Source organism: Mesoterricola silvestris (assembly GCF_030295405.1).
Lineage (GTDB): Bacteria > Acidobacteriota > Holophagae > Holophagales > Holophagaceae > Mesoterricola > Mesoterricola silvestris.
The window spans coordinates 3180771-3200402 of the sequence record NZ_AP027080.1 but is presented as its reverse complement, the minus strand read 5'-3'; the positions used below and the strand labels follow the sequence as shown (position 1 = coordinate 3200402).

The window sequence follows — 19632 nt, the reverse complement described above, 5'->3', positions numbered from 1 at the left end:
GGCGGCGAGGGCGGACCCTTCCTTCGGCCGGGTCACGAGGACGCGCTGGACGGCCAGGTGGCTCCCACTCCCCTCCGTGGACCCGTCAGTTGTAGGCGAGCTTGATCTCATCGGCTTCGGCCATGAGGGGCGCGGCCAGGCGGAAGGTGTCCTGCTCCTGCCAGAACGGCAGCCGCGCGTGGCGTTCCAGGTACTTCTGGGGGATCGGGTGCGAGCCGATCTCCACCTGCAGGCCGTGGGCGGTCTCGATGAAGGCCTTGAAGCGGGCGGTGTCGGGGCAGGGGGGGTAGCCCACCAGGAAGCAGGTGGCCAGGTGGATGACTTCGGCGCCGTTCTTCTTCATCTCCTCGGGGACATACTCGATGTTGCCGCCCGGGCACCCGCCGCAAGTGGAGTAGCCGACGACCTCGACCTGCTCGTCCGGGGCGTAGCGCGCGAAGGAGCCCCGGCGCTCCCGCAGGGCGCGAAAGCACTTGCCGCCTCCGCAGGTCTGGTAGCGCCCGCAGATGATGATGCCGATCTTGGTCATGGCCGACCCTCCGGGTTGTACAGGGAATGGGATGGGGATGGGTTCAGTCTAGCGGCTGGCTCGGCAAACGGTCAGCGTGGATGTAGGTCCCTTCGGGAACCAGACAGGTTCGCGTCTGCCGGGTTCCGATCCTCCACGCCTCGTCCATGCCAACCCGGTCCGTCCAGCCCCCCCAGGCCGCGTCGGGGCAATCCGCCTTGGGGTAGTAGGGCTTGATGTCCAGCAGGGGGGTGCCGTCCAGCATGTCGGCCCCCTCGAAGCGCACCCGGTCCCCCTCGACGGCGAGGATCTTCACGAGGCTCATGCCCAGGGCATTGGGGCGGTGCGGGTAGCGGCAGGCGAAGACCCCCTTGAGCTCGTCCAGCATGAAGGGCTTCACGCGAAGGGGCCCGGGCGTGGCCCTGTGCAGGTGATAGATCAGGAACGCGTGGCTGAAGGCCGCCAATCCCTCCAGTCCCTCGGCGTAGGCCGGGTCCAGCTGGACCTCCCCCGGCGCGGCGCCCGCGAAGCAGGGCTGGATGGGGGTCCGGTCCGGGTCCTGGTGGGGGGTGCGGATCACGCCGAGGGGGTGGAGGATCACGGCCGCCCCGGTCATCGGACGGGGGCTCCGCTGCCCTGGAGGAGCGCCTGGAGGACGGGCCGGAAAGCCCGGGCGGCCCCTTCGTCTCCCCCGGCGTAGAGGCGGGGCAGGCCGGCTTCCCCGCCCGCGCCCACTTCCGGGTCCAGGGGCAGGGCGCCCAGGAAGGGCAGGCCCAGTTCCTCCGCCAGGAGCTGGCCGCCGCCCTCCCGGAAGATGGGCGTGCAGGTGCCGCAGGCGGGGCAGACGAAGCCGCTCATGTTCTCCAGGATCCCGAGCACCGGGATGCCCGCGGTGCGGCAGAACGTGATGGCCTTGCGGGCATCCAGGGTGGCCACCTCCTGGGGGGTGGTGACGATGACCGCGCCTTCCAGGGCGCCCAGGGCCTGGTGGACGGAGAGGTGTTCGTCCCCCGTGCCCGGGGGGCAGTCCACCACCAGCATGTCCAGGGGCCCCCACTGCACCTGCTGGACGAACTGGTCAACGACGCCGGCCTTCATGGGTCCCCTCCAGATGGCCGCCTGGCCCGGCTGCAGGGCGAAGCCCATGGACATCACCTTCAGGGGGCCGAGTTCCACGGGCAGGAGGGTCCCCCCTTCCATGTGCAGGGTCTCGTGGTCCAGGCCGAGCAGCCTGGGGACGCTGGGGCCGTGCAGATCGACGTCCAGGAGGCCCACGGACAGGCCTTCCGCGGCGAAGCCCATGGCCAGGTTCACGGCCACGGTGCTCTTGCCGACGCCGCCCATGCCTGACATCACGAGGAGGCGGCGGCGGACCTGGCCCACGCCCGCGTCCAGGGGGGGCCGGGAACACGCGGCATCCTGGCCGCAGCCCTCGCAGGACGGTTCCGCGCAGGTCTCCCCGCAGCCGCCGGCGCAGGGCTCCTTCTTGGCCTTCAGGTTCCTCTCGTGGAATTCCAGGGCCTTGCCCAGGGTGCGCAGGGCCAGGTCCGCGCAGTGGTGGGCCTCCTCGTTATCGCCCTGACCGATCAGGTCCAGCACGTCGATGGGGCGGATCTTCCGGATCTCGCCCAGGCTTCTGCCCTGGCTCAGGTGGGCCGCGGCGCTGCCGCAGGCCACCGAGGTCTCGCAGCCGTCGGTGGTGAAGGTGGCCTTGAGGACCGTGACGTCCTCCATGCTCAGCCAGAATTCCATGGTGTCTCCGCAGGACCCCTCGATGCGGGCATGGGTGGAACTCGCGCGCATGGGGCCGAAATTGGCGGGGTGGATGCGGGCACCGATGGGTTCGAGCCAGGTCATGGCGACTCCTAGGGAAAGGGGAAAGCTTCAGTGGACGCGGGCCAGGGCCTGCTCCAGGTCCTGGATAATGTCCTCCAGGTCCTCGATGCCCACCGACAGGCGGACCAGTCCGTCCGTGATGCCCGCCTCAAGGCGGTCCTCCCGGGCCATGCCGGCGTGCGTCATGGAGGCGGGATGGCTGATCAGGGTCTCCACGCCCCCCAGTGAGACCGCGAGGCCCGCCAGGTGGACGTTGTCCATGAGGACCCTGCCGGCCTCGGTGCCGCCCTTGAGCTCGAAGGCGATCATGGAGCCGGGGCCCGACATCTGGCGCCTGGCCAGTTCGAACTGGGGGTGGGATGGCAGGCCCACGTAGCGCACCCACGCGATGGCGGGGTGCTTGGCCAGCCAGCCCGCCACCACCTGGGCGTTCTCCTGGGCGCGCTCCACCCGCAGGGCCAGGGTCTTGAGGCCGCGGCTGACCATGTAGGCCTGGTGCGGATCCATGTTCGCGCCCAGGTTCACGAGCATGGCCCGGAGCTGCTTGTGCAGGGCCTCGGTGTTCGCCACGACGATGCCGCCGACGATGTCGGCGTGGCCGTTGATGAACTTGGTCACGGAGTGCAGCACCACGTCCGCGCCCAGGTCCAGGGGCTTCTGCAGGTGGGGGCTGGCGAAGGTGTTGTCCACCACCAGCAGGGCCCCGGCGGCGTGGGCGATCTCCGCGGCGGCGCGGATGTCCGTGACGGACATGGCGGGATTGCTGGGGGTCTCCACGTACACCAGCTTCGTCGCGGGCCGCATGGCCCGGCGCAGGTTCTCCAGGTCGGAGGTGTCCACGTAGGTGGATTCGACCTTGAACCGGCTCATGTGCTTTTCCATGAGGCCGCGGCTGGGGCCGTACACGGAGTCCGTGCTGACCACGTGATCGCCCGCGTTCAGGAGGGCGAGGTACACGGTGCTCACCGCGCCCATGCCGCTGGCCATGGCCGTGGCCCCGAAGCCGTTCTCCAGCTGGGCGACGTTCTCCTCCAGGGCCGCGGTGGTGGGATTGCCGATGCGGGTGTAGATGTAGCCGTCCTCCCGGCCCGCGAAGCGGTCCGCGCCCTGCTGGGCGTTCCGGAAGGCGAAGGTGGAGGTCTGGTAGATGGGCGTCACGACGCTGCCGTGGGCATCCTCGCGGATGCCCGCGTGGACGAGCTTGGTGTTGAAACCTTTGGTTTGGGTGTCCATGGGGGCTCCTGGGTTCAGACGAGACGTTTCCGGGCCTGGCTCAGCAGATACCGCATGCCGCCGCCCCTGGGCAGGGGGGCCGGATCCGCGTCCAACCTGACCTGATAGAATTTGGCCCGTGCCGTCGCCCGGACCTTCCCTTCCTGTTCGAGGGTGGCGGTGAGCAGGTGCAGGGGTCCCTCCCCCCGGACCCATTCGCCCTTCAGAACCGCCGGCCGCCCGGTTCGCACCGGGCCACGGAAGCGCACCCGCATCTCCGCGGTGTAGGCCTCCAGCCCCATGGCGAGCATGCAACTGGCCATGGCCCCGTCCAGGAGGCTGGAGACGACGCCGCCGTGGACGAGGCCCTCGTAGCCTTCATAGGATTTGCCGCAGCCGAAAGCCCCTTCCACGCGGTGGACGCCGGTGACCCGGTAGTCCACCTGCAGGCCGAAGGGATGGCGGTCCCAGCACACCACGCAGTGCGGGTGGTGCCGGAAGCGCGCGGCGTCCAGGCGCGCCTGGGCCTCCTCCACCGCGGGGTCCAGCCCGCCGATGGCCCGCAATCTCGCCAGGAGCGGATCCACGTCCGCCGCCGCGGGCTTGGCCGGCAGAGCCGCGAGGATGCCCAGGCCCTCGCCGGCCTCGTGGAAGGCCTCCGCGGACAGGTTCGTGATGACGGCGGTGTTCAGGCTGGCGTTGATTTCCAGCAGGCGTTCCAGGATCCCGTGGAAGGGCGTGTACAGGCCGTCCACGATTACAAGGTCCCAGGTGCGGCTGCGGGCCGTCTGGAGGAAGTCGATGTCGTCCCGGTAGCACTCGATCCGGGCGTTGCGGCCCTCAAGGCCGGCCCGGAAGGCGGACAGGCCTTCCTCCCGCGGAGTGATCAAGGCGATTCTCATGGCTAGTTGTGCCCCTGGCCGCCGCCGCAGGTGAATTCGCGGGTGAAGCGTTCGAGGTCGCCCTTGATCATGGCTTTCACCGCGTCCTCCACGTTGGGGAAGGCGGTGCCGCGGTAGACCTCGATGCCCGCCTGGTTGAAACCCATTAGGGGGCGAAGGCCCAGGCCGCCGGCGATGAGCACGGTGGCGCCGGCCAGGGCCAGGTGGTTCACGGCCGCCAGGCACCCGCCCTGCTCGTGAGGCACGGGGGGTAGAAGGCCCACCTGGGTGATGAGGCCGTCTTCCACGTCGATCATCGTGTAGACGTCGCAGTGGCCGAAGTGGGCCCCCACCTGGGCCTGGAGGCCGCCGGGGAGGGAGGAGGGGATGGCGATGCGGGACTTGGTCATGGATGGATCTCCGTGGAAGGTGTTTCGAGGAGGGGTTGGAGGTTCGACCAGATCCGGCGGACCTGGGCCCCGAACGGCGTGTCTGGGCCCTCGGTCACGGCCTGGGCCCGGACCATGGCCCCGGGCACGGCCGAATCGTAGGGCAGGTGGCCGGCCACGGGGATCGCCCGGGTCCGGCAGAAGGCTTCGATGGCTGCCCGGTAGCCCGGGCCTTGGTCTTGAGAAGGGCGACCAGCTTGCCGGAGTTCTCCTGCCCGGGGTCGAGCTGGGCGTGGACCCTGGGCCTGAACCGCGTGGTGCTCTCGAACCAGGTGCCGCACAGGCGCTCGGGAAACGCGATGGCCTGTTCCGGGCAGAACGCCACGCACACCTTGCAGCCCTCGCAATGGGTGGTGTCGACGATCCGGCGCCCGCCCTCGGCGCGGATAGCGCCGAAGGCGCAGACGTCCGCGCAGATGCCGCAGTCCGTGCACCGGCCGCAGCCACACCGAGGCCAGGGACGCCGAGACCAGCGTCTTGCCCGTCCCCTCCTTGCCGCTGGCCACCGTGACGATCATGGCCGGCCCCTACTCGCCTGGGGCGTCGGAAAAGGCGAGCCGGCCGGCCTTGAACGGTTCGGCGGCCTCGCCCGCCTTTCCGAACCAGGGATCCACGGGATCCGACACGGCCGGACCCTCACAGGTGATCGCGATTCGGGTGGGGGTGGCGGGCATGGGAAACCTCTGGATTAATAATGAGCATATGCTCTCAATTGGTCAATGGACCTTGGTCACACTTCAAGCGGGAGCTTCGCGCAATCCTTCACCGGAGTCCCGGGACCTTGAGTATTCCGCACTCAAACGAAGAAACAGGGCACCCGAGGGTGCCCTGTTTACTTTCTCTTCTTTGGTTGGCGCGAGTGGAATCGAACCACCGACCCCTACCGTGTCAAGGTAGTGCTCTAACCCCTGAGCTACGCGCCAAAAACGACGAAGCTTTATTCTAGCGCATCGGGCGGGTTTGTCGAGGGGTTCTCGCCGTGGCGCTGGGCGCGCTGGTGGAAGGTGTCGCGGTAGACCTTCTTCTCGGCTTCGGGGACGGGGGGCGGGTCGGGGATGAGGCCCCAGCGGGAGCGGCGGATGAGCTGGATGGCCAGGAGGGCCAGGAGGAGGAGGATCTCGGGGTACTCGGCCAGGACCCGGCGGGGAGTGAGGATGAACTGGGCGGGGCGCAGGGGGGTGGCGTAGAAGTTGTCCAGGACGCGGATGGTGTCGTGGGGCTGGAGGCGGGCGGCGTCGGGCTTGGGGAGGGTGATGGTCTCCAGTTCGCCGTCGATGGTGACGTAGACGTCGCGGGTGAAGGCGTTGGAGGTGTCCTTGAAGACCTCCACCACTTCGGCGCGGTAGACGTCGGGCCACTGCCATTCGCCCTGGTGGGCGAAGGCGATGAGGGCGAACTGCACCGCGACCAGCCAAGCGGTGAGCAGGACCACCGTCCATAGGAGCACCAGGGCCACGTTGCGTTTGGGGGCGGATCGGGCGGGCATGCCCCAGGATAACCGGGGATCATTCCACGGTGACGCTCTTGGCGAGGTTCCGGGGCTGGTCCACGTCGCAGCCGCGGATGACGGCGATGTGGTAGCTGAGGAGCTGGAGGGGCACCACGTAGAGGATGGGCGCCAGCCAGGGGTTGACCTTGGGGAGGTGCAGGACGTCCTCGGCGATGTGGTCCAGGCCGGTGTCGCCCTCCTCCACCAGGGCCAGGATGCGGCCGTCGCGGGCGGCGGCCTCCTGGAGGTTGGAGAGGACCTTCTCCCGGTGGGCGTCCCGGGGCATGACGGCCACGATGGGCAGGTGGCGGTCGATGAGGGCGATGGGGCCGTGCTTCATTTCGCCGGCGGGATAGCCCTCGGCGTGGATGTAGGAGAGCTCCTTGAGCTTCAGGGCGCCTTCCAGGGCGATGGGGTAGAGGGGGCCCCGGCCCAGGTAGAGGAAATCGGTGGCCTCATGCCACTTCTGGGCCCACTGGTGGATCTTGCGCTCCGTGGAGGCCACCCGTTCCAGGAGGGCGGGGAGTTCGCGCAGGGCCTGGATGATCTCGGCGCGCACGGCGGGGTCCAGGGTGCCCCGGGCCTCGCCCAGGCGCAGGGCCAGGAGCAGCAGGACCACGAGCTGGGTGGTGAAGGCCTTGGTGGAGGCGACGCCGATCTCGGGGCCGGCGTGGGTGAGGAGGGTGGCCTCGGCGAGGCGCGCGGCGGTGGAGCCCTGGACATTGCAGATGGCCATGCCCCGGGCGCCGCGGGCGGCGGCCTCCTTCATGGCGGCCAGGGTGTCCGCGGTCTCGCCGCTCTGGGTGATGCCGATGGCCAGGGTGTCGGCCATGACGACGGGGTCCCGGTAGCGGTACTCGGAGCCGTAGTCCACTTCCACGCCGATGCGGGCCAGCTGCTCCAGGTAGAACTGGCCCACCAGGCCCGCGTGGCGGCTGGTGCCGCAGGCGAGGATGGTGATGCGCTGGAAGCTCCGCAGCTCCTCATCGGTGAAGGCGAGCCCCAGGGGCACGCCGCCGCCGTCCAGGGGCAGCCGGTCCAGGAGGGTGTTGGACACCGCCAGGGGCTGCTCGAAGATCTCCTTCTGCATGAAGTGCTTGAAACCGCCCTTTTCGGCCGCGACGGGGTCGAAGGGCACCACGAAGACGGGCCGCTCCACGGGGCTCCCGTCCTGGCGGAAGATGGTGACGGCGTCCCGGGTGATCTCCGCCAGATCGCCGTCCTCCAGGTAGATGACCCGCCGGGTGTGCCGGAGCAGGGGAACCACGTCCGAGGCGATGAAGTTCTCGCCGTCGCCCAGCCCGATGACGAGGGGGGGCCCACTGCGCCCCACGAGGATGCGCCCGGGGTCGGTGGCCAGCAGGCACCCGATGGCATAGATCCCGTGCATGCGCCCCACGGCGAGGCGGAAGGCCTCCTTGAAATCAGGTTCGGTGCGCATGATCTGGGAGACCATGACGGGGAAGCACTCGGTGTCGGTCTCAGTGACGAAGGTATGCCCCGCCCCCTTGAGCTCAGCCCGCAGCTCCAGGAAGTTCTCGAAGATCCCGTTGTGCACCGCCACCACCTGCCCATCGGCGCTGCGGTGGGGATGCGCATTCTCCTCCGTGGGCCGCCCATGGGTGGCCCACCGCGTGTGCCCGATCCCGGTGGTGGCCGGATCGTTCATATCCACCCGGTTCTGGAGATTGCGCAACTTCCCCGAGGCCCGCGTGATCCGGAACTCCCCGCCCCCAGGAGCCAGCGCGATCCCCGCGCTGTCATACCCCCGGTACTCCAGGCTCTTCAGCCCCTCAACGAGAATGGGCGCCGCGCCTTCGCTGCCGATGTATCCGACGATTCCGCACATGGGGAGCTCCTGGTTTCAGCCCCAAGTAGATCCCATTTGCAGGATTTTGCCAATGTGGTTCATTCACCCACACGCCGTAGCCATGCGTGTGGCGCAAGGTGTGGCAAATTTGCCACACTCCCCTGAAGGGTTGACCCGCATGTCGCCCATGTCCCAGACGTGCGCCAGAAATTCGCTGACGCAAACAACCTTGCGTCGGCGCGCCCCGCCCCCCATCCCGCAAAACTCGAAGCGTGTCGCTGAACCCTAGGCCCATCCAGAGAGCCCAGCTCCCCCAAGCCCCGGCCCGTCCATCGAAGCCGGAGTGTGGCAACACCCACCACACCCTCAAGGCGAGCCCATCCGCTGACGCAGCTTGCCTGCGTCAGCGAATCCCTGGCGCAAGTCCGGAACCCGTACGCCCCCCCTTAGACGAGGCTCCGGATGCGGGCGTCGGTGCTTTCGATTTCGGTTATGCGGAAGGCGAAGTTGCCGTCCACCACCACCACTTCGCCCCGGGCGATGAGCTTGCTGTTGACCAGCAGCTCCACGGGGGCGTCGGCGGCGCGGTTCAGTTCGAGGATGGAACCGGGGGTGAGCTTGAGCAGTTCCCCCAGCTGCATTTCGGTTTGGCCCATGCGGACCATGAGGGGCAGTTCGATGTCCAGGAGCAGGTCCAGGTTGCCCGTTTCCACGGTGGAGGCCTGGCGCTGGGGGCCCGCGGCGGGGACGGCCGCGGGGCCGGGGCGGGGCTCCGGCGGCGCGGGGGCGGGGCCGCGGCGGCGGCGGCGACCGGGGGGCTCGGGGGCGGCGGGGGCGGGGGCCGCGGGGGCCTCGCCGATGCCCAGCTTGCGCTTGAGCTGCTGGATGAGCAGGTCGGGGATCAGGAGGTGGATGACGGTGCCCAGGCTCTCCTGGCTCGTCTCCAGGGGCAGGTCGTAGAAGGGGCCGGGGCCCATGATCTCCTCGAGGCCGCTGGAATCGCCGCCCTCGGCGGAGAAGATCTCCACGTTGGAGATGGAGAGGGTCTCGCCGGCCAGGTCGGAGAGGGCCTGGTTGGCCGAACCCATGATCTGGTTGAAGGTCTCGGCCAGGGCGTCCCGGCTGTCGCCGGCGAGCTCGGTGGAGGGGGTGCCGTCCCCGCCCAGCATGAGGTCCACCAGCATGGTGCCCTCCTTGAGGGGGAGGGCGAAGAGGAGGGTGCCGGTCATGCCCTTGGTGTAGTGGGCCTTCACGTACACCACCGTGGCCTGGTGGAGCACCGAGACGCCCACGTGGTCCAGGGTGTTGCCGTCCTGGGGCTTGATGGCGAACTCCCGGCCCGTGAGCATGGAGAACACGCTCGACATGCTTTCGGAGAAGCATCCGCCGATCTTCTGGTCGAGGTCGGACATCACGGGATCCATGTCATCCCTCCTTGCTTGCGGTCACTTGGAACACCCGCTTCTGGTTTGAGTTCAGGGCCACGTATCCGTGGAAGCGGGGAATGCCGTCCACGGTGAGGTCGAGCATGGCGTCGAAGCGCTTGGTGAGGGGGATGAGGTCCCCCTCCTGCAGCGCGAGGATCTCCGACAGGCGCAGGTTGGTGCCGCGGATCTCGGCGGCCACGGCCATGTCGCAGCGCTTCATGCTCTCCATGAGGAGGCGGGCCTCCTCGAAGGTGCCGGACTTCTTGTAGCCGGTGTACATCTCCTGGTCGAACTTGTTGGCCACGGGCTCCAGGATGATGGAGGGGATGGCCAGGTTGATCATGCCCACCACGGTGCCCATCTTCACCTCGAAGACCACCAGGAGGACCACCTCGTTGGGGGCCACGATCTGGATGAGCTGGGGGCTGGTCTCCCGGGCCTGGATCTTGAAGTCCAGCTCGATGATGCCGCGCCAGGCCTCGCGAAGGTCGTCCAGGGCCAGCTTGAGCACGCCGTCGAAGATGGACTGCTCGATGTCGGTCATGGTGCGCAGGTTCTTGAGGGGGTCCCCGGGGCCGCCCAGCATCTTGTCGATGATGGGGAACACGAGCTGGGGGTTCACCTCCAGGGCGAAGGCGCCTTCCAGGGGGCGGATGGAGATGGCGTTGAAGCAGGTGGGGTCGGGCACGGAGAGGAGGAACTCCTGGTAGCTGAGCTGCTCCACGGAGACCAGGTTCACTTCGGTGATGGTGCGCAGGTAGGCGGAAAGGGAACTGGAGAAGTTCCGGGCGAACCGGTCGTGCATGAAGTGGAGGCTGCGCATCTGCTCCCGGCTCACCCGGTCCGGGCGGCGGAAGTTGTAGAGGCTGACCTTCTTCTGCAGCTGGGCTTTTTTTGCCTTCTGGGGGGCGGGTCCCGCCGAGGGCCGCTCCGCGGAGGCGGCAGCGGGTGCAGGGGCCTTGGCCCCCTTGGCGTGGGACTTCAGGAGGGCATCTACCTCTTCCTGGCTTAGAATCTTGGCCATTTGTCAGTCCATTCAACCATCGATGCGCCGTTCTTTCAGCTTGCCCCGGAGGCGGAGCATGGACTTGGTATGCAATTGCGATACCCGACTTTCGGTGATGTTGAGGAGCGTGCCGATTTCCTTCATGGTCAGCTCCTCGAAGTAGTAGAGCTGCACCACGAACCGCTCCTTGGTGGGGAGGCGGTCCACGGCGGCCTTGAGAAGGAGTCGCACCTCCCGGGCCTGCAGGAGGATGTGCGGGTTCTCCCCGTCGGGGTCGGGCACGAAGCTGATGAGGTTCTCCCCCTCGCCGTTCTCCCCGGCCTCCACGAAGGCGCCCAGGGTCACCCCCTTGAGCTCGTCCAGGCTGTGGTGGAGGTCCTCCAGGCTCAGGCCCAGGTGGGTGGCCACCTCCTCGTCGGTGGCGGCCCTGCCGTGCTGCTGTTCCAGGAGGTGGTAGGCGGTCTCGATGTCCTTCTTCTTGCGGCGCAGGCTGCGGGGCACCCAGTCCAGGTCCCGCAGGCCGTCCAGGATGGCGCCCCGGATGCGCTGCTCGGCGTAGGTCTTGAACTTGACGTTGCGGTCGGGCTCGAACTTGCGCACGGCGTCCATGAGGCCCAGGATGCCGGAGTGGATGAGGTCGTCCATCTCCACGTGGGAGGGGAGGCGGCTGGAGATGCGGTGGGCCACGAACTTCACCAGGGGCAGGCACTCGGTGATGAGCTTCTCCCGGTCCTGGAAATCCGGCTCCGCGTCCGGGGCCTCGGCCTTGGGGGCCGGCGGCGGGGTGTTGCGGCCGTAGGCGGTCAAGGCCGCCCGGGCGGCGGGCGACGCGGGCTTCCTGGCCTCGGGGCCGTTTCCTCCCTGGCTTCCCTCCGTCATGGCTCCTCTACGCTAAGGCCTTTCCAGAATGCAGCAAATCCCTCTTTTTGTAAGGGTATCTTCTGCTGCAACTGCTGGGCGGCGGCGAGGAAGGCCTGGGCGGAGGGGGCCTGGGGGTACAGGTCGGCCACGCACCGCTGCTGGCGGACGGCCTGGAGCATGAAGGGGTCCGTGGGGACCATGCCCAGGACCTGGAGATCCCGGCTCAGGAAGCGGCGGGTGGCGGCCTGGAGCTGTTCGATGGTCTCCTCGGCCTCCTCCCCGTTCTGGGCGTTATTCACGAGCAACCATAGCGGTTTGTGGGGGTCCCGCAGGTGGACGGTCTTCACCATGGCGTAGGCGTCCACCAGGGCGGTGGGCTCGGGGGTGGTCACCAGGAGCACCTCCTGGGCGGCCATGAGGAGCTTGATGACGGAATCATGGATGCCGGCGGCGGTGTCGATGAGCAGCCAGTCGATGCCCTGGGACACCCGCTGGAGGCCCTGCACCAGGCGCAGCTCGGCGGCCGCGTCCAGGCGGGTGAGTTCCTGGATGCCGCTGGAGGCGGGGATGATGCGGATGCCGAAGGGGCCGTCCAGGAGGATCTCCTCCAGGAGCTTCTCCCCCCGCAGCACGTGCTCGAGAGTCCATTGGGGGCTCATCCCCAGGAGGATGTCCAGGTTGGCCAGGCCGAAGTCGGCGTCCAGGACGACGACCCGCTGGCCCATCTGGGCCAGGGACATGGCCAGGCCGGCCACCACGTTGGTCTTGCCCACGCCGCCCTTGCCGGAGGCGATGGCCATCACCCGGGAACCGAAGAGGGTGTTGGGGGCCGGCTGGTTGCGGGAGAGGGCGCGGAGTCGATTGGCTTGATCGTTCATGGTACCGCCAGGATTACGTGCAGGGTTAGCAGGCCGGCTGGGACAGGGGGAGGATCAGGTCCGCCAGGCGGCGGCTGGTGGCCATTTCGAGGTCCTGGGGGACCTCCTGGCCGGTGCCCAGGTAGCTCAGGGGGCGCTTGACCCGGACCAGGGTGCTGAGCAGGGGCCCCAGGGTGCTGGTCTCGTCCAGCTTGGTGAAGACCAGGCGCGTGGGCTTGAGGGATTCGAAGCGCTGGGCGATGTCGGCCAGGTCCCGGGGCTTGGTGGTGGCCGAAAGCACCAGGTGCACCTCCACGTCCGGGAGCTCGTCCAGGAAGCGCCGGAGCTGGGCCATCATGTCGGCGTCCTTGGGGCTGTGGCCGGGGGTGTCGATGAGCACCAGGGTGCGGTCCTGGTAGAAGCGCAGGGCGCTCTTGAGGTCCTCGACGGTGAGGGCCACGTGCAGGGGGACCTGGAGGATCTCGGCGTACTGGTGGAGCTGGTCCACCGCGGCGATGCGGAAGGTGTCCAGGGTGAGCAGGGCGACCTTCTGCTTGAGCTCGAGCTTGGCGAAGGCGGCGAGCTTGGCGATGGTGGTGGTCTTGCCCACGCCCGTGGGGCCCACCAGGGCCACCACGCGGGTGCGGCCCGATTCCAGCTGGATGGGCGGGGCCACCGGGATGAAGTCGGCGATGATCCGCCGCATGAAGATCCGCGCCTTCTCGGGGTCCAGGGGGTTCTCGCCGTCCTGGTCCAGGAGGGTGCGCTGGGTGTATTCGCACAGGCGCAGGGCGATGAAGGGATCCACGTCGTTGGCCACCAGGTCCCCGTAGAGCTCCAGCAGGGTCTGGGGGAGCTGCAGCTGGGACTGGGGCATGCCCTGCTTCTGGATGCGGGTGAGCTGGGCCTTCATGAGGTCCAGTTCGCGCAGGATGGAGGCGTTGCGCTGCTCCACGTCCTTGAGGGCCTCCACGGCGCCCTTGATCTCCAGGAGCTCCCGGCGCAGGGGCTGGAGGTCCACGGGCGGCGCCGGCGCGGGGGCGGGGGGGGCCGCCTGGGGGGCCTTGGCCGGGGCGGGCTTCGGGGGCTCCGGGGGGCGGCTGGCGAGGGGGTCGCGCAGGCCGTAGGTGGGGCTGGCGGGGGCGGGCTGCTCGTCCACGGCGGCGGTCACTTCGATGTAGGTCTCCTCGCCCATGAGGGATTTCCGCCGCTTGGTGCGGGTGGACAGGATGAAGGCCTCCTCGCCCATGTCGCGCTTCACGACGGCGAGGGCCTCCTGCATGGAAGCGGCTTCGAAAGTCTTCACACGCATGGGTCCATCCGATGTGGGGGGGTGAGTGGCTTCATGCGACCGTCCCGAGGTTCACCACGCGCACGTCCATGGGGATCTCGCTGTGGCTCAGGACGACCAGGTGGGGCAGGGCCCGCTCCAGGAGCCTTCGCAGGTGGGGGCGCACGACGGGGTTGGTGAGGAGCACGGGCTGGGCTCCGGGCAGGAGGTTGGTGATGCCCGTGGAGATGCGGCCGAGGATCTCCTGCAGGCGGCCCGGGTCCAGGGCCAGGAAGCTGCCCCGGTCCGTGGTCTCGATGCCGGACTGGATGGTCTGCTCCAGCTGGGGGTCCAGCATCAGCACGCCCAGTTCGTTGTTCTCGGAGACGTGGGGCGTGGTGAGGGAGCGCCCCAGGTGCTGGCGCACGTACTCGGTGAGGGTCAGGGGATCGCGGGTGATGGCGATGGCGTCGGCGGTGGCCTCCAGGATCCGGCCCAGGTCGCGCACGGGGACCCTTTCGCGCAGGAGGTTCTGCACCACCTTGAGGAGCACGCCCACGGGCACCACGGCGGGCACCAGCTCCTCCACGAGCTTGGGGGTGGTCTCCTTGAGGTTGTCCAGGAGCTGCTGCAGCTCGGGGCGGCCCACCAGTTCGGGGGACTGCTGCTTGATGAGCTCGGAAAGGTGGGTGGTGATGACGGTGGCGGGGTCCACGACGGTGTAGCCCATGAGCTGGGCGTGGTCCCGCTGGGCCTCCTGGATCCAGAAGGCGGGGAGCCCGAACGCGGGCTCGGTGGTGGGGGTGCCCTGCACGTCGCCGGTGGCGGTGCCGGGGTTCATGGCCAGGAAGGCGCCGGGGGTGACCTCGCTGCGGGCGATCTCCTCGCCCCGCAGCTGGACCCGGTAGGTGTTGGCCGGGAGCTGGAGGTTGTCCCGGATGCGGATGGGGGGCACCACGATGCCCAGTTCCTGGGCCATCTGGCGGCGCAGGGCCTTGATGCGCTCCAGGACCGTGCCGCCCTGGTTCACGTCCAGGAGGCTGATGAGGCCGTAGCCCACCTCCAGGCCCAGGGGATCCACCTTGAGGAGGGCCTCCACCCGCTCGGGGGCCTCGGACTTGGCCTTCTCCTTGGGTTCGGCCTTGGTCTCCAGGCGCTGGTGGGCGAACTTGCGGGTGGCGTAGGCCATGATCCCGAAGATGATGCCCATGATCCAGAAGGGCACCAGGGGCAGGCCCGGCACCGCCCCGAAGAGGAAGAGCACCGAGGCGGCGATGGCCAGGGGCCGGTAGTCCATGCCCAGCTGGCCCAGGACCTCCACGCCCAGGTTGGGGGACTGGGAGCCGCTGCGGGTGGTGAGGATGGCGCCGCCCACGGAGATGAGGAGGCTGGGAACGGCCGTTACCAGGCCGTCGCCCACGGTCAGCAGGGTGAAGGTCTCCATGGACTGCATGACGGGCAGGTTGTACTTGAGGACGCCGATGAGGATGCCGGCGATGATGTTCACGGCCAGGATGAGCAGGGCCGCCACGGCGTCCCGCTGGGTGAACTTGACGGCGCCGTCCATGGCCCCGTAGAAGTTGGCTTCCTCCCCCAGTTCCCGGCGGCGCTTGCGGGCCTCCACCTCGTCGATGTAGCCGGCGTTCAGGTCGGCGTCGATGGCCATCTGCTTGCCGGGCATGGCGTCCAGGGTGAACCGGGCCGTCACCTCGGCGATGCGCCCGGAGCCGTGGTTGATGACCAGGAACTGGATGGCCAGGAGGATGAGGAAGACCACCAGGCCGATGACGTAGCTGCCGCCCACCACGAACTGGCCGAAGGCCTGCACCATGTGCCCGGCCGCTTCGGGCCCCTGCTCGCCCCCGAACAGCAGGATCCGCCGGGTGGTGGCCACGTTCAGGGCCAGCCGGAACAGGGTGATGATCAGCAGGATGGAGGGGTAGGCGTTGAATTCCTGGGGCTTGGACACATACATGCCCACCATCAGGATCAGGAGGGAAAGGGTGATGTTGAAGACGATCAGGATGTCGATCACGAACGCCGGCAGGGGCAGGATCATGACCACCATGACGATGAGGACGAAAACGGGCGTGGCCAGGTCCGCCCGCTTTGAAAGGCGGGTCATGTACGGAAGGAGCCTGTCCAGGAAGGTCAGCATGTTGACACCGGGGTAGGCGGGAGCGAAAGGGATGCCAACCAATCAAATGCTGCAATAACAGGTTGTTGGATAATGCGGACGCCCCCGGCGACCCGGGCGCCGGGTGCGGAACCTTGGCTTTGGTAGACTGGGGGGAATCCTGGGGAGACGCTCATGGCCCATTCCACCCTCCTGATTCCGGCATGCCTCCTGCTCGCGCTGGGCTGCGTCGAACCCAGGGCCGTGGCGCCGGTGTCCCCCATGGCGCCTTCGCCCCTGGTGGTCGAGCCGGGCTCCCTGGCCGTGACCACGGGGCAGGGGGCGGATTTCAAGGCCCGGGCCCGGGACGGTTCGCGGCCCGCCGTCACCTGGGAGGCCCAGGGCGGCTCCATCGATGCCTCCGGCCACTTCACGGCCGGGGACGAACCCGCCACGGCCACGGTGGTGGCCCGGGCCTACGGGGGGCGCACGGCCTCGGCGGCGGTGAAGGTGGTGGCTCCCCCCCGGGGTACCGTCACGGCGCCCCGGACGGTGTGGACCGGCGCCCGGGGCGTGAAGGCCTCGGTGCCCGCCCAGGAGGGGGCCACGTACGCCTGGAAGGTGGAGGGCGGGACCCTCCGGGGCGATGGCCGGGGCCCCTCGGTGCTCTTCGACGCCGGGTCGGACTCCAAGGCCGTCCTCTCCTGCCGGGTGGTGAACGCCGCGGGCCTGGGCCTCACGGCCTCCCTGGAACTGCCCCTGGTGCCGGGCGTGGCCCTTTCCGTGGATCCGGCCTCGGCCACGGTGACCGCCGGGGCCAGCCTGAAGTTCGGGTTCAGCCTGGAGGGGGGGACCTCCGGCGAAGTGAAGTGGTCCGTGCGGGAGGCCGGTGGCGGCGCGGTGGACGCTACGGGCCGGTACCGCGCCCCCGCCAAGCCCGGCGCCTACACGGTGCTGGTGGTCTCCAAGGACGATCCGTCCATCAAGGCCGCGGTGCCGGTGAAGGTCGTCGCCGCCCCGGCCGGGGCCGTGAAGGGCCCCGGCAAGGTCGTCCCCGGAGCCCGGGCCCTGCGGGCCAGCGTGCCGGAACAGGCCGGGTGCCGCTACGCCTGGAAGATCACGGGGGGGACCCTCACCTCGGGGGCCGACGCGCCGCAGGTGACCTTCGACGCCGGGGAAGGGCCGAAGCTGGACCTGGTGTGCGAGATCACCAACGAGGCCGGGGACAGCCTGAAGGCGACGCTAACGGTGCCGGTGGGTTAGCGGAGCCGCCCGGGGCGGCCCCAGGAAGCCGGGCCGGATGGCCTGGATGAGGCCGTTGCGCAGGAGGCTGCCCAGGGCCTCCCAGGTGCCGTACCGGGGCGAGCCCGCGGGGCCCGAAAGGTGGGTGACGGCGGCCACCTCCTTCGTGGATCCGCTCTTGAACAGCCCGGCCAGGACCTGCAGGAGGCGCAGTTCGGTCCGCAGGCCCAGGGGCTTGTGCCGGTCCTTGGCCGCGTCGTAGATCCGCAGGTCCTTCACCAGGGGCTTGAAGTAGCCCTCCACCCTGCCTTCGCGCACGGCGAGCTCCGTGAAGACCGAGAGGGTGCCCTGGGCCACGTCCACCCCGGTGGCGGCCAGGAGCAGGGGGTTAAGCCGGGTGAGGTCGGTGTCCTCCATGCGCAGGCGCAGGTCGAAATCCGGTTCGGCGGCGGGCTGGAAGCCTCCGCTGGCCTCCACCGTGCCGGTGCCCATGAGGGCCCCCCGCACCCGGAAGGTGGAGCGGCCCTGGCTGGACTGGTTGCTGAGGTTGGCCAGGTCCATGTGCACGCCGGTGAGGAAGACCCGGTAGGGCGGTTTGGCCGAGCGGTTCTCGAAGCCCAGGCGGGCCCTGGCCAGGCGAAGGGTGTCCACCTTGAGGAGGAGGCCCTTCCGGTTCCGGACGTTCCGGGCCGCGGCCGCGACCATCCGGGCCTGGGCCCGCTCCCGTTCCCGGGTGGCCGCGCGGCTGGTGTAATCCAGGGTCAGGTCCTCCAGGAGCACCTCCGTGAAATGCGCCTCCCGGGCCTCCGGGCCGTACGCCACCTGCCCGTGGGCCGAGAGGGTCCCCCCGGACGTGGACAGTTGGACGCTCCGGCCCAGGGGATCCAGGCGGTCCAGGGGAACCCGCTCCAGGCTGAGCGCTCCCCGGACGGCCACGTGGGGCTCCCGGAGGAAATCCGCCTCCCCCTGGAAGTGGATCCGGCCCTGGTCGAAGAGGGTGCCGTCCAGGGACACGGGCGAGGGGTAGGTTCCCTTGACGGCCCGGATGTTGCGCACGTTCCGGGCCTCCATCTCCAGGCGGGTGAGCCGCAGGGGCTTGTCCCCGGGGTCGCCGGAGAGGTAGAGGAGGGAACCCTGCCGGACCTCCACCCGGTTGAGCTTGAAGGGGAACACGGACTCCACGGCCTCCTGCCAGCCCTTGTCCTGGAGCCGTTTCCCGCTGCGGGCCTCGGTCTGGATCTGGTCCAGGTTCACGTGCAGGTCGGGATGGTCCAGGGTCAGGTCCCCGGCCACCCGGAAGCGAACCAGTTCGTGGGCGATGAGGCTGAACCGCAGGGCGCCGATGTCGGCCACCGGGGGCTCGGGATGGCCCACCTGGGTGAGGGTCACCCCCTCCAGCGCGAGGGCCAGCCTCCAGAAGTGGGGGCGGGCCCGGGCGATGCGCACCTGGTAGCCCACCAGATGCCGGTTCATGGCGCGTTCGGCCCAGCCCCGCACGGGTCCGGCGAGGATCCGGTCCCCCAGGGCGGCGGCCCCCGCCAGGAGCAGGATCGCCCCCAGCACCCCGCGCCACCGCCGGGGAACCGCACCGGGGTGGAAGCGAAGGGCCATGGGATGCCTCCTAGACGGGGCCAGCCGCCACGGCTTCTTCGATGGTGATGGGCAGGGTGCGCTCCTGGGCCTGGGTGCGGATGGGGCAGGGCTCCACCGCGCAATGCTCGCAGTGGCACCGCTGGCAGGGATCCACGTGGGTGTGGAACTCCCCGTCGATGCCGGCCTCCCTCACCACGGACTTGGCGAAGGCGTCGGCCAGGTCGTGGCTCTGGGCGATGCCGTAGAACTCGGGAACCACCATGTGGATGTCCACGTGGATGTGGCGCCCGGAGCGCAGGGTGCGCAGTTCGTGGATGGCCAGGATGTCCTTGGGGCGGATGCGGTTGATGGCCGCCACGATCTTGTCCAGGAGGTCCGGGTCCTCGGTGTCCAGCAGGGCGGCGCTGGAGGAGCGCACCAGCTTGAAACCGGTCCAGGCCAGGAGCGCGCCCACGCCCAGGGCGATGATCGCGTCCAGCCACTGCCAGCCGGTGAGGGTGAGGAGGATGAGACCCAGACCCATGCCCACCGTGGTGTAGAAATCCGAAAGCACGTGGTGGCCGTCGGCCTCCAGGGCCAGGGACTTCTGCTTCTTCCCGCAGTGGATGAGATAGAGGCCCAGCGCGCCGTTGAGGACGCCGGCGGTGAAGTTGACGGCCATGCCCCGGCCGAGGTGCTCCAGGGGGGGGCGGTCCACGAGGGAATGCACCGCCTCGTAGCCGATGAGCACCGCCGCGAGGCTGATCATGCCCCCCTCGAAGGCCGCGGAGAAATGCTCGATCTTGCCGTGGCCGTAGGGGTGTTCCCTGTCCGCCGGCTTGCCCGCGAAGATGATGGCCCCCAGGGCGAACACCGCCGCCACTACGTTGACCACGTTCTCGATGGCGTCGGATTTCAGGGCCGCGGAATGGGAGATCTGGAAGGCGTAGTACTTCAGGGCGAGGATGCAGAGGCCCGCGGTGATGGAAAGCGCCGAAACGCGGATCCGGGATCGTTGGGAATGAACTTCCTCTTCCATGCTTTCCTCAGTGCCCCAGGGGAGCCTCAGGTTTCCATCATGGGACGAGGAACCGGC

The 19632-nt window shown here is 69.1% G+C and carries 18 protein-coding genes, 1 tRNA gene and 1 pseudogene; 1 reads left to right on the top strand and 19 read right to left on the bottom strand.

All coding sequences use genetic code 11. The annotated features are described in order from the left end of the window. Positions 1 to 85 precede the first annotated feature (85 nt). The 17 genes and pseudogenes from R2J76_RS13860 to flhA form a co-directional block, all read right to left on the bottom strand. Positions 86 to 529, bottom strand: a complete 444-nt coding sequence (locus R2J76_RS13860) for a CGGC domain-containing protein (RefSeq protein WP_316412223.1) — start codon at positions 527 to 529, stop codon at positions 86 to 88. A 43-nt stretch (positions 530 to 572) separates the two neighbouring features. After that, the gene (gene tsaA / locus R2J76_RS13855; RefSeq protein ID WP_316412222.1) at positions 573 to 1124 is read right to left on the bottom strand and encodes a tRNA (N6-threonylcarbamoyladenosine(37)-N6)-methyltransferase TrmO; all 552 of its coding nucleotides are present in this window, start codon (positions 1122 to 1124) and stop codon (positions 573 to 575) included. Continuing rightward, positions 1121 to 2365, bottom strand: a complete 1245-nt coding sequence (locus R2J76_RS13850; protein WP_316412221.1) for a P-loop NTPase — start codon at positions 2363 to 2365, stop codon at positions 1121 to 1123. Before R2J76_RS13850 ends, tsaA begins: the two co-directional genes overlap by 4 nt. 27 nt (positions 2366 to 2392) lie before the next feature. Continuing rightward, positions 2393 to 3577: a trans-sulfuration enzyme family protein gene (locus R2J76_RS13845; RefSeq protein ID WP_316412220.1), complete on the bottom strand. Its 1185-nt coding sequence runs from the start codon at positions 3575 to 3577 to the stop codon at positions 2393 to 2395. A gap of 14 nt (positions 3578 to 3591) precedes the next feature. Next, entirely contained in the window at positions 3592 to 4458 is an 867-nt protein-coding gene (locus R2J76_RS13840) for a PaaI family thioesterase (protein ID WP_316412219.1), read from the bottom strand. Between the two features lie 2 nt (positions 4459 to 4460). Next, complete coding sequence (locus R2J76_RS13835; protein WP_316412218.1) at positions 4461 to 4847, bottom strand: NifB/NifX family molybdenum-iron cluster-binding protein; 387 nt, start codon at positions 4845 to 4847, stop codon at positions 4461 to 4463. Between the two features lie 94 nt (positions 4848 to 4941). Then, positions 4942 to 5310 (bottom strand): annotated as a pseudogene (locus R2J76_RS21595) (4Fe-4S binding protein); the annotation flags it as partial. Between the two features lie 103 nt (positions 5311 to 5413). Continuing rightward, positions 5414 to 5560, bottom strand: coding sequence for a hypothetical protein (locus R2J76_RS13830; protein WP_316412217.1), 147 nt, complete (start codon positions 5558 to 5560; stop codon positions 5414 to 5416). A 173-nt stretch (positions 5561 to 5733) separates the two neighbouring features. Next, positions 5734 to 5809, bottom strand: a tRNA-Val gene (locus R2J76_RS13825). Positions 5810 to 5823: 14 nt separating this feature from the next. After that, positions 5824 to 6372 (bottom strand): hypothetical protein, encoded by a 549-nt coding sequence (locus R2J76_RS13820; protein ID WP_316412216.1) that lies wholly within the window; start codon positions 6370 to 6372, stop codon positions 5824 to 5826. A gap of 19 nt (positions 6373 to 6391) precedes the next feature. After that, a complete protein-coding gene (gene glmS, locus R2J76_RS13815; RefSeq protein WP_316412215.1) occupies positions 6392 to 8224 on the bottom strand; it encodes a glutamine--fructose-6-phosphate transaminase (isomerizing) in 1833 nt (610 codons plus the stop codon). 407 nt (positions 8225 to 8631) lie between these two features. Beyond that, positions 8632 to 9609: a flagellar motor switch protein FliN gene (gene fliN / locus R2J76_RS13810; RefSeq protein WP_316412214.1), complete on the bottom strand. Its 978-nt coding sequence runs from the start codon at positions 9607 to 9609 to the stop codon at positions 8632 to 8634. Between the two features lies 1 nt (position 9610). Beyond that, positions 9611 to 10636 carry a flagellar motor switch protein FliM gene (fliM, locus tag R2J76_RS13805; protein ID WP_316412213.1) on the bottom strand — a complete coding sequence of 342 codons (1026 nt, stop codon included), beginning with the start codon at positions 10634 to 10636 and terminating at the stop codon, positions 9611 to 9613. A gap of 12 nt (positions 10637 to 10648) precedes the next feature. Beyond that, on the bottom strand, positions 10649 to 11497 hold the full coding sequence (locus tag R2J76_RS13800) for a FliA/WhiG family RNA polymerase sigma factor (RefSeq protein WP_316412212.1): 849 nt from the start codon (positions 11495 to 11497) through the stop codon (positions 10649 to 10651). Next, positions 11494 to 12357: a MinD/ParA family protein gene (locus tag R2J76_RS13795; protein WP_316412211.1), complete on the bottom strand. Its 864-nt coding sequence runs from the start codon at positions 12355 to 12357 to the stop codon at positions 11494 to 11496. Before R2J76_RS13795 ends, R2J76_RS13800 begins: the two co-directional genes overlap by 4 nt. Positions 12358 to 12382: 25 nt before the next feature. Continuing rightward, positions 12383 to 13648, bottom strand: a complete 1266-nt coding sequence (gene flhF / locus R2J76_RS13790; RefSeq protein WP_316412210.1) for a flagellar biosynthesis protein FlhF — start codon at positions 13646 to 13648, stop codon at positions 12383 to 12385. A gap of 31 nt (positions 13649 to 13679) precedes the next feature. Continuing rightward, a complete protein-coding gene (flhA, locus tag R2J76_RS13785; protein ID WP_316412209.1) occupies positions 13680 to 15764 on the bottom strand; it encodes a flagellar biosynthesis protein FlhA in 2085 nt (694 codons plus the stop codon). A 153-nt stretch (positions 15765 to 15917) separates the two neighbouring features. Between flhA and R2J76_RS13780 the strand changes: the two genes are divergently transcribed. Then, the gene (locus R2J76_RS13780) at positions 15918 to 16985 is read left to right on the top strand and encodes a hypothetical protein (RefSeq protein WP_316412208.1); all 1068 of its coding nucleotides are present in this window, start codon (positions 15918 to 15920) and stop codon (positions 16983 to 16985) included. On the opposite strand, the gene R2J76_RS13775 is transcribed toward R2J76_RS13780, so the two are convergent. After that, positions 16965 to 18575, bottom strand: a complete 1611-nt coding sequence (locus R2J76_RS13775) for a DUF748 domain-containing protein (RefSeq protein ID WP_316412207.1) — start codon at positions 18573 to 18575, stop codon at positions 16965 to 16967. The genes R2J76_RS13780 and R2J76_RS13775 overlap by 21 nt on opposite strands. Before the next feature lie 10 nt (positions 18576 to 18585). Beyond that, complete coding sequence (locus R2J76_RS13770; protein ID WP_316412206.1) at positions 18586 to 19575, bottom strand: cation diffusion facilitator family transporter; 990 nt, start codon at positions 19573 to 19575, stop codon at positions 18586 to 18588. Positions 19576 to 19632: the final 57 nt, after the last annotated feature.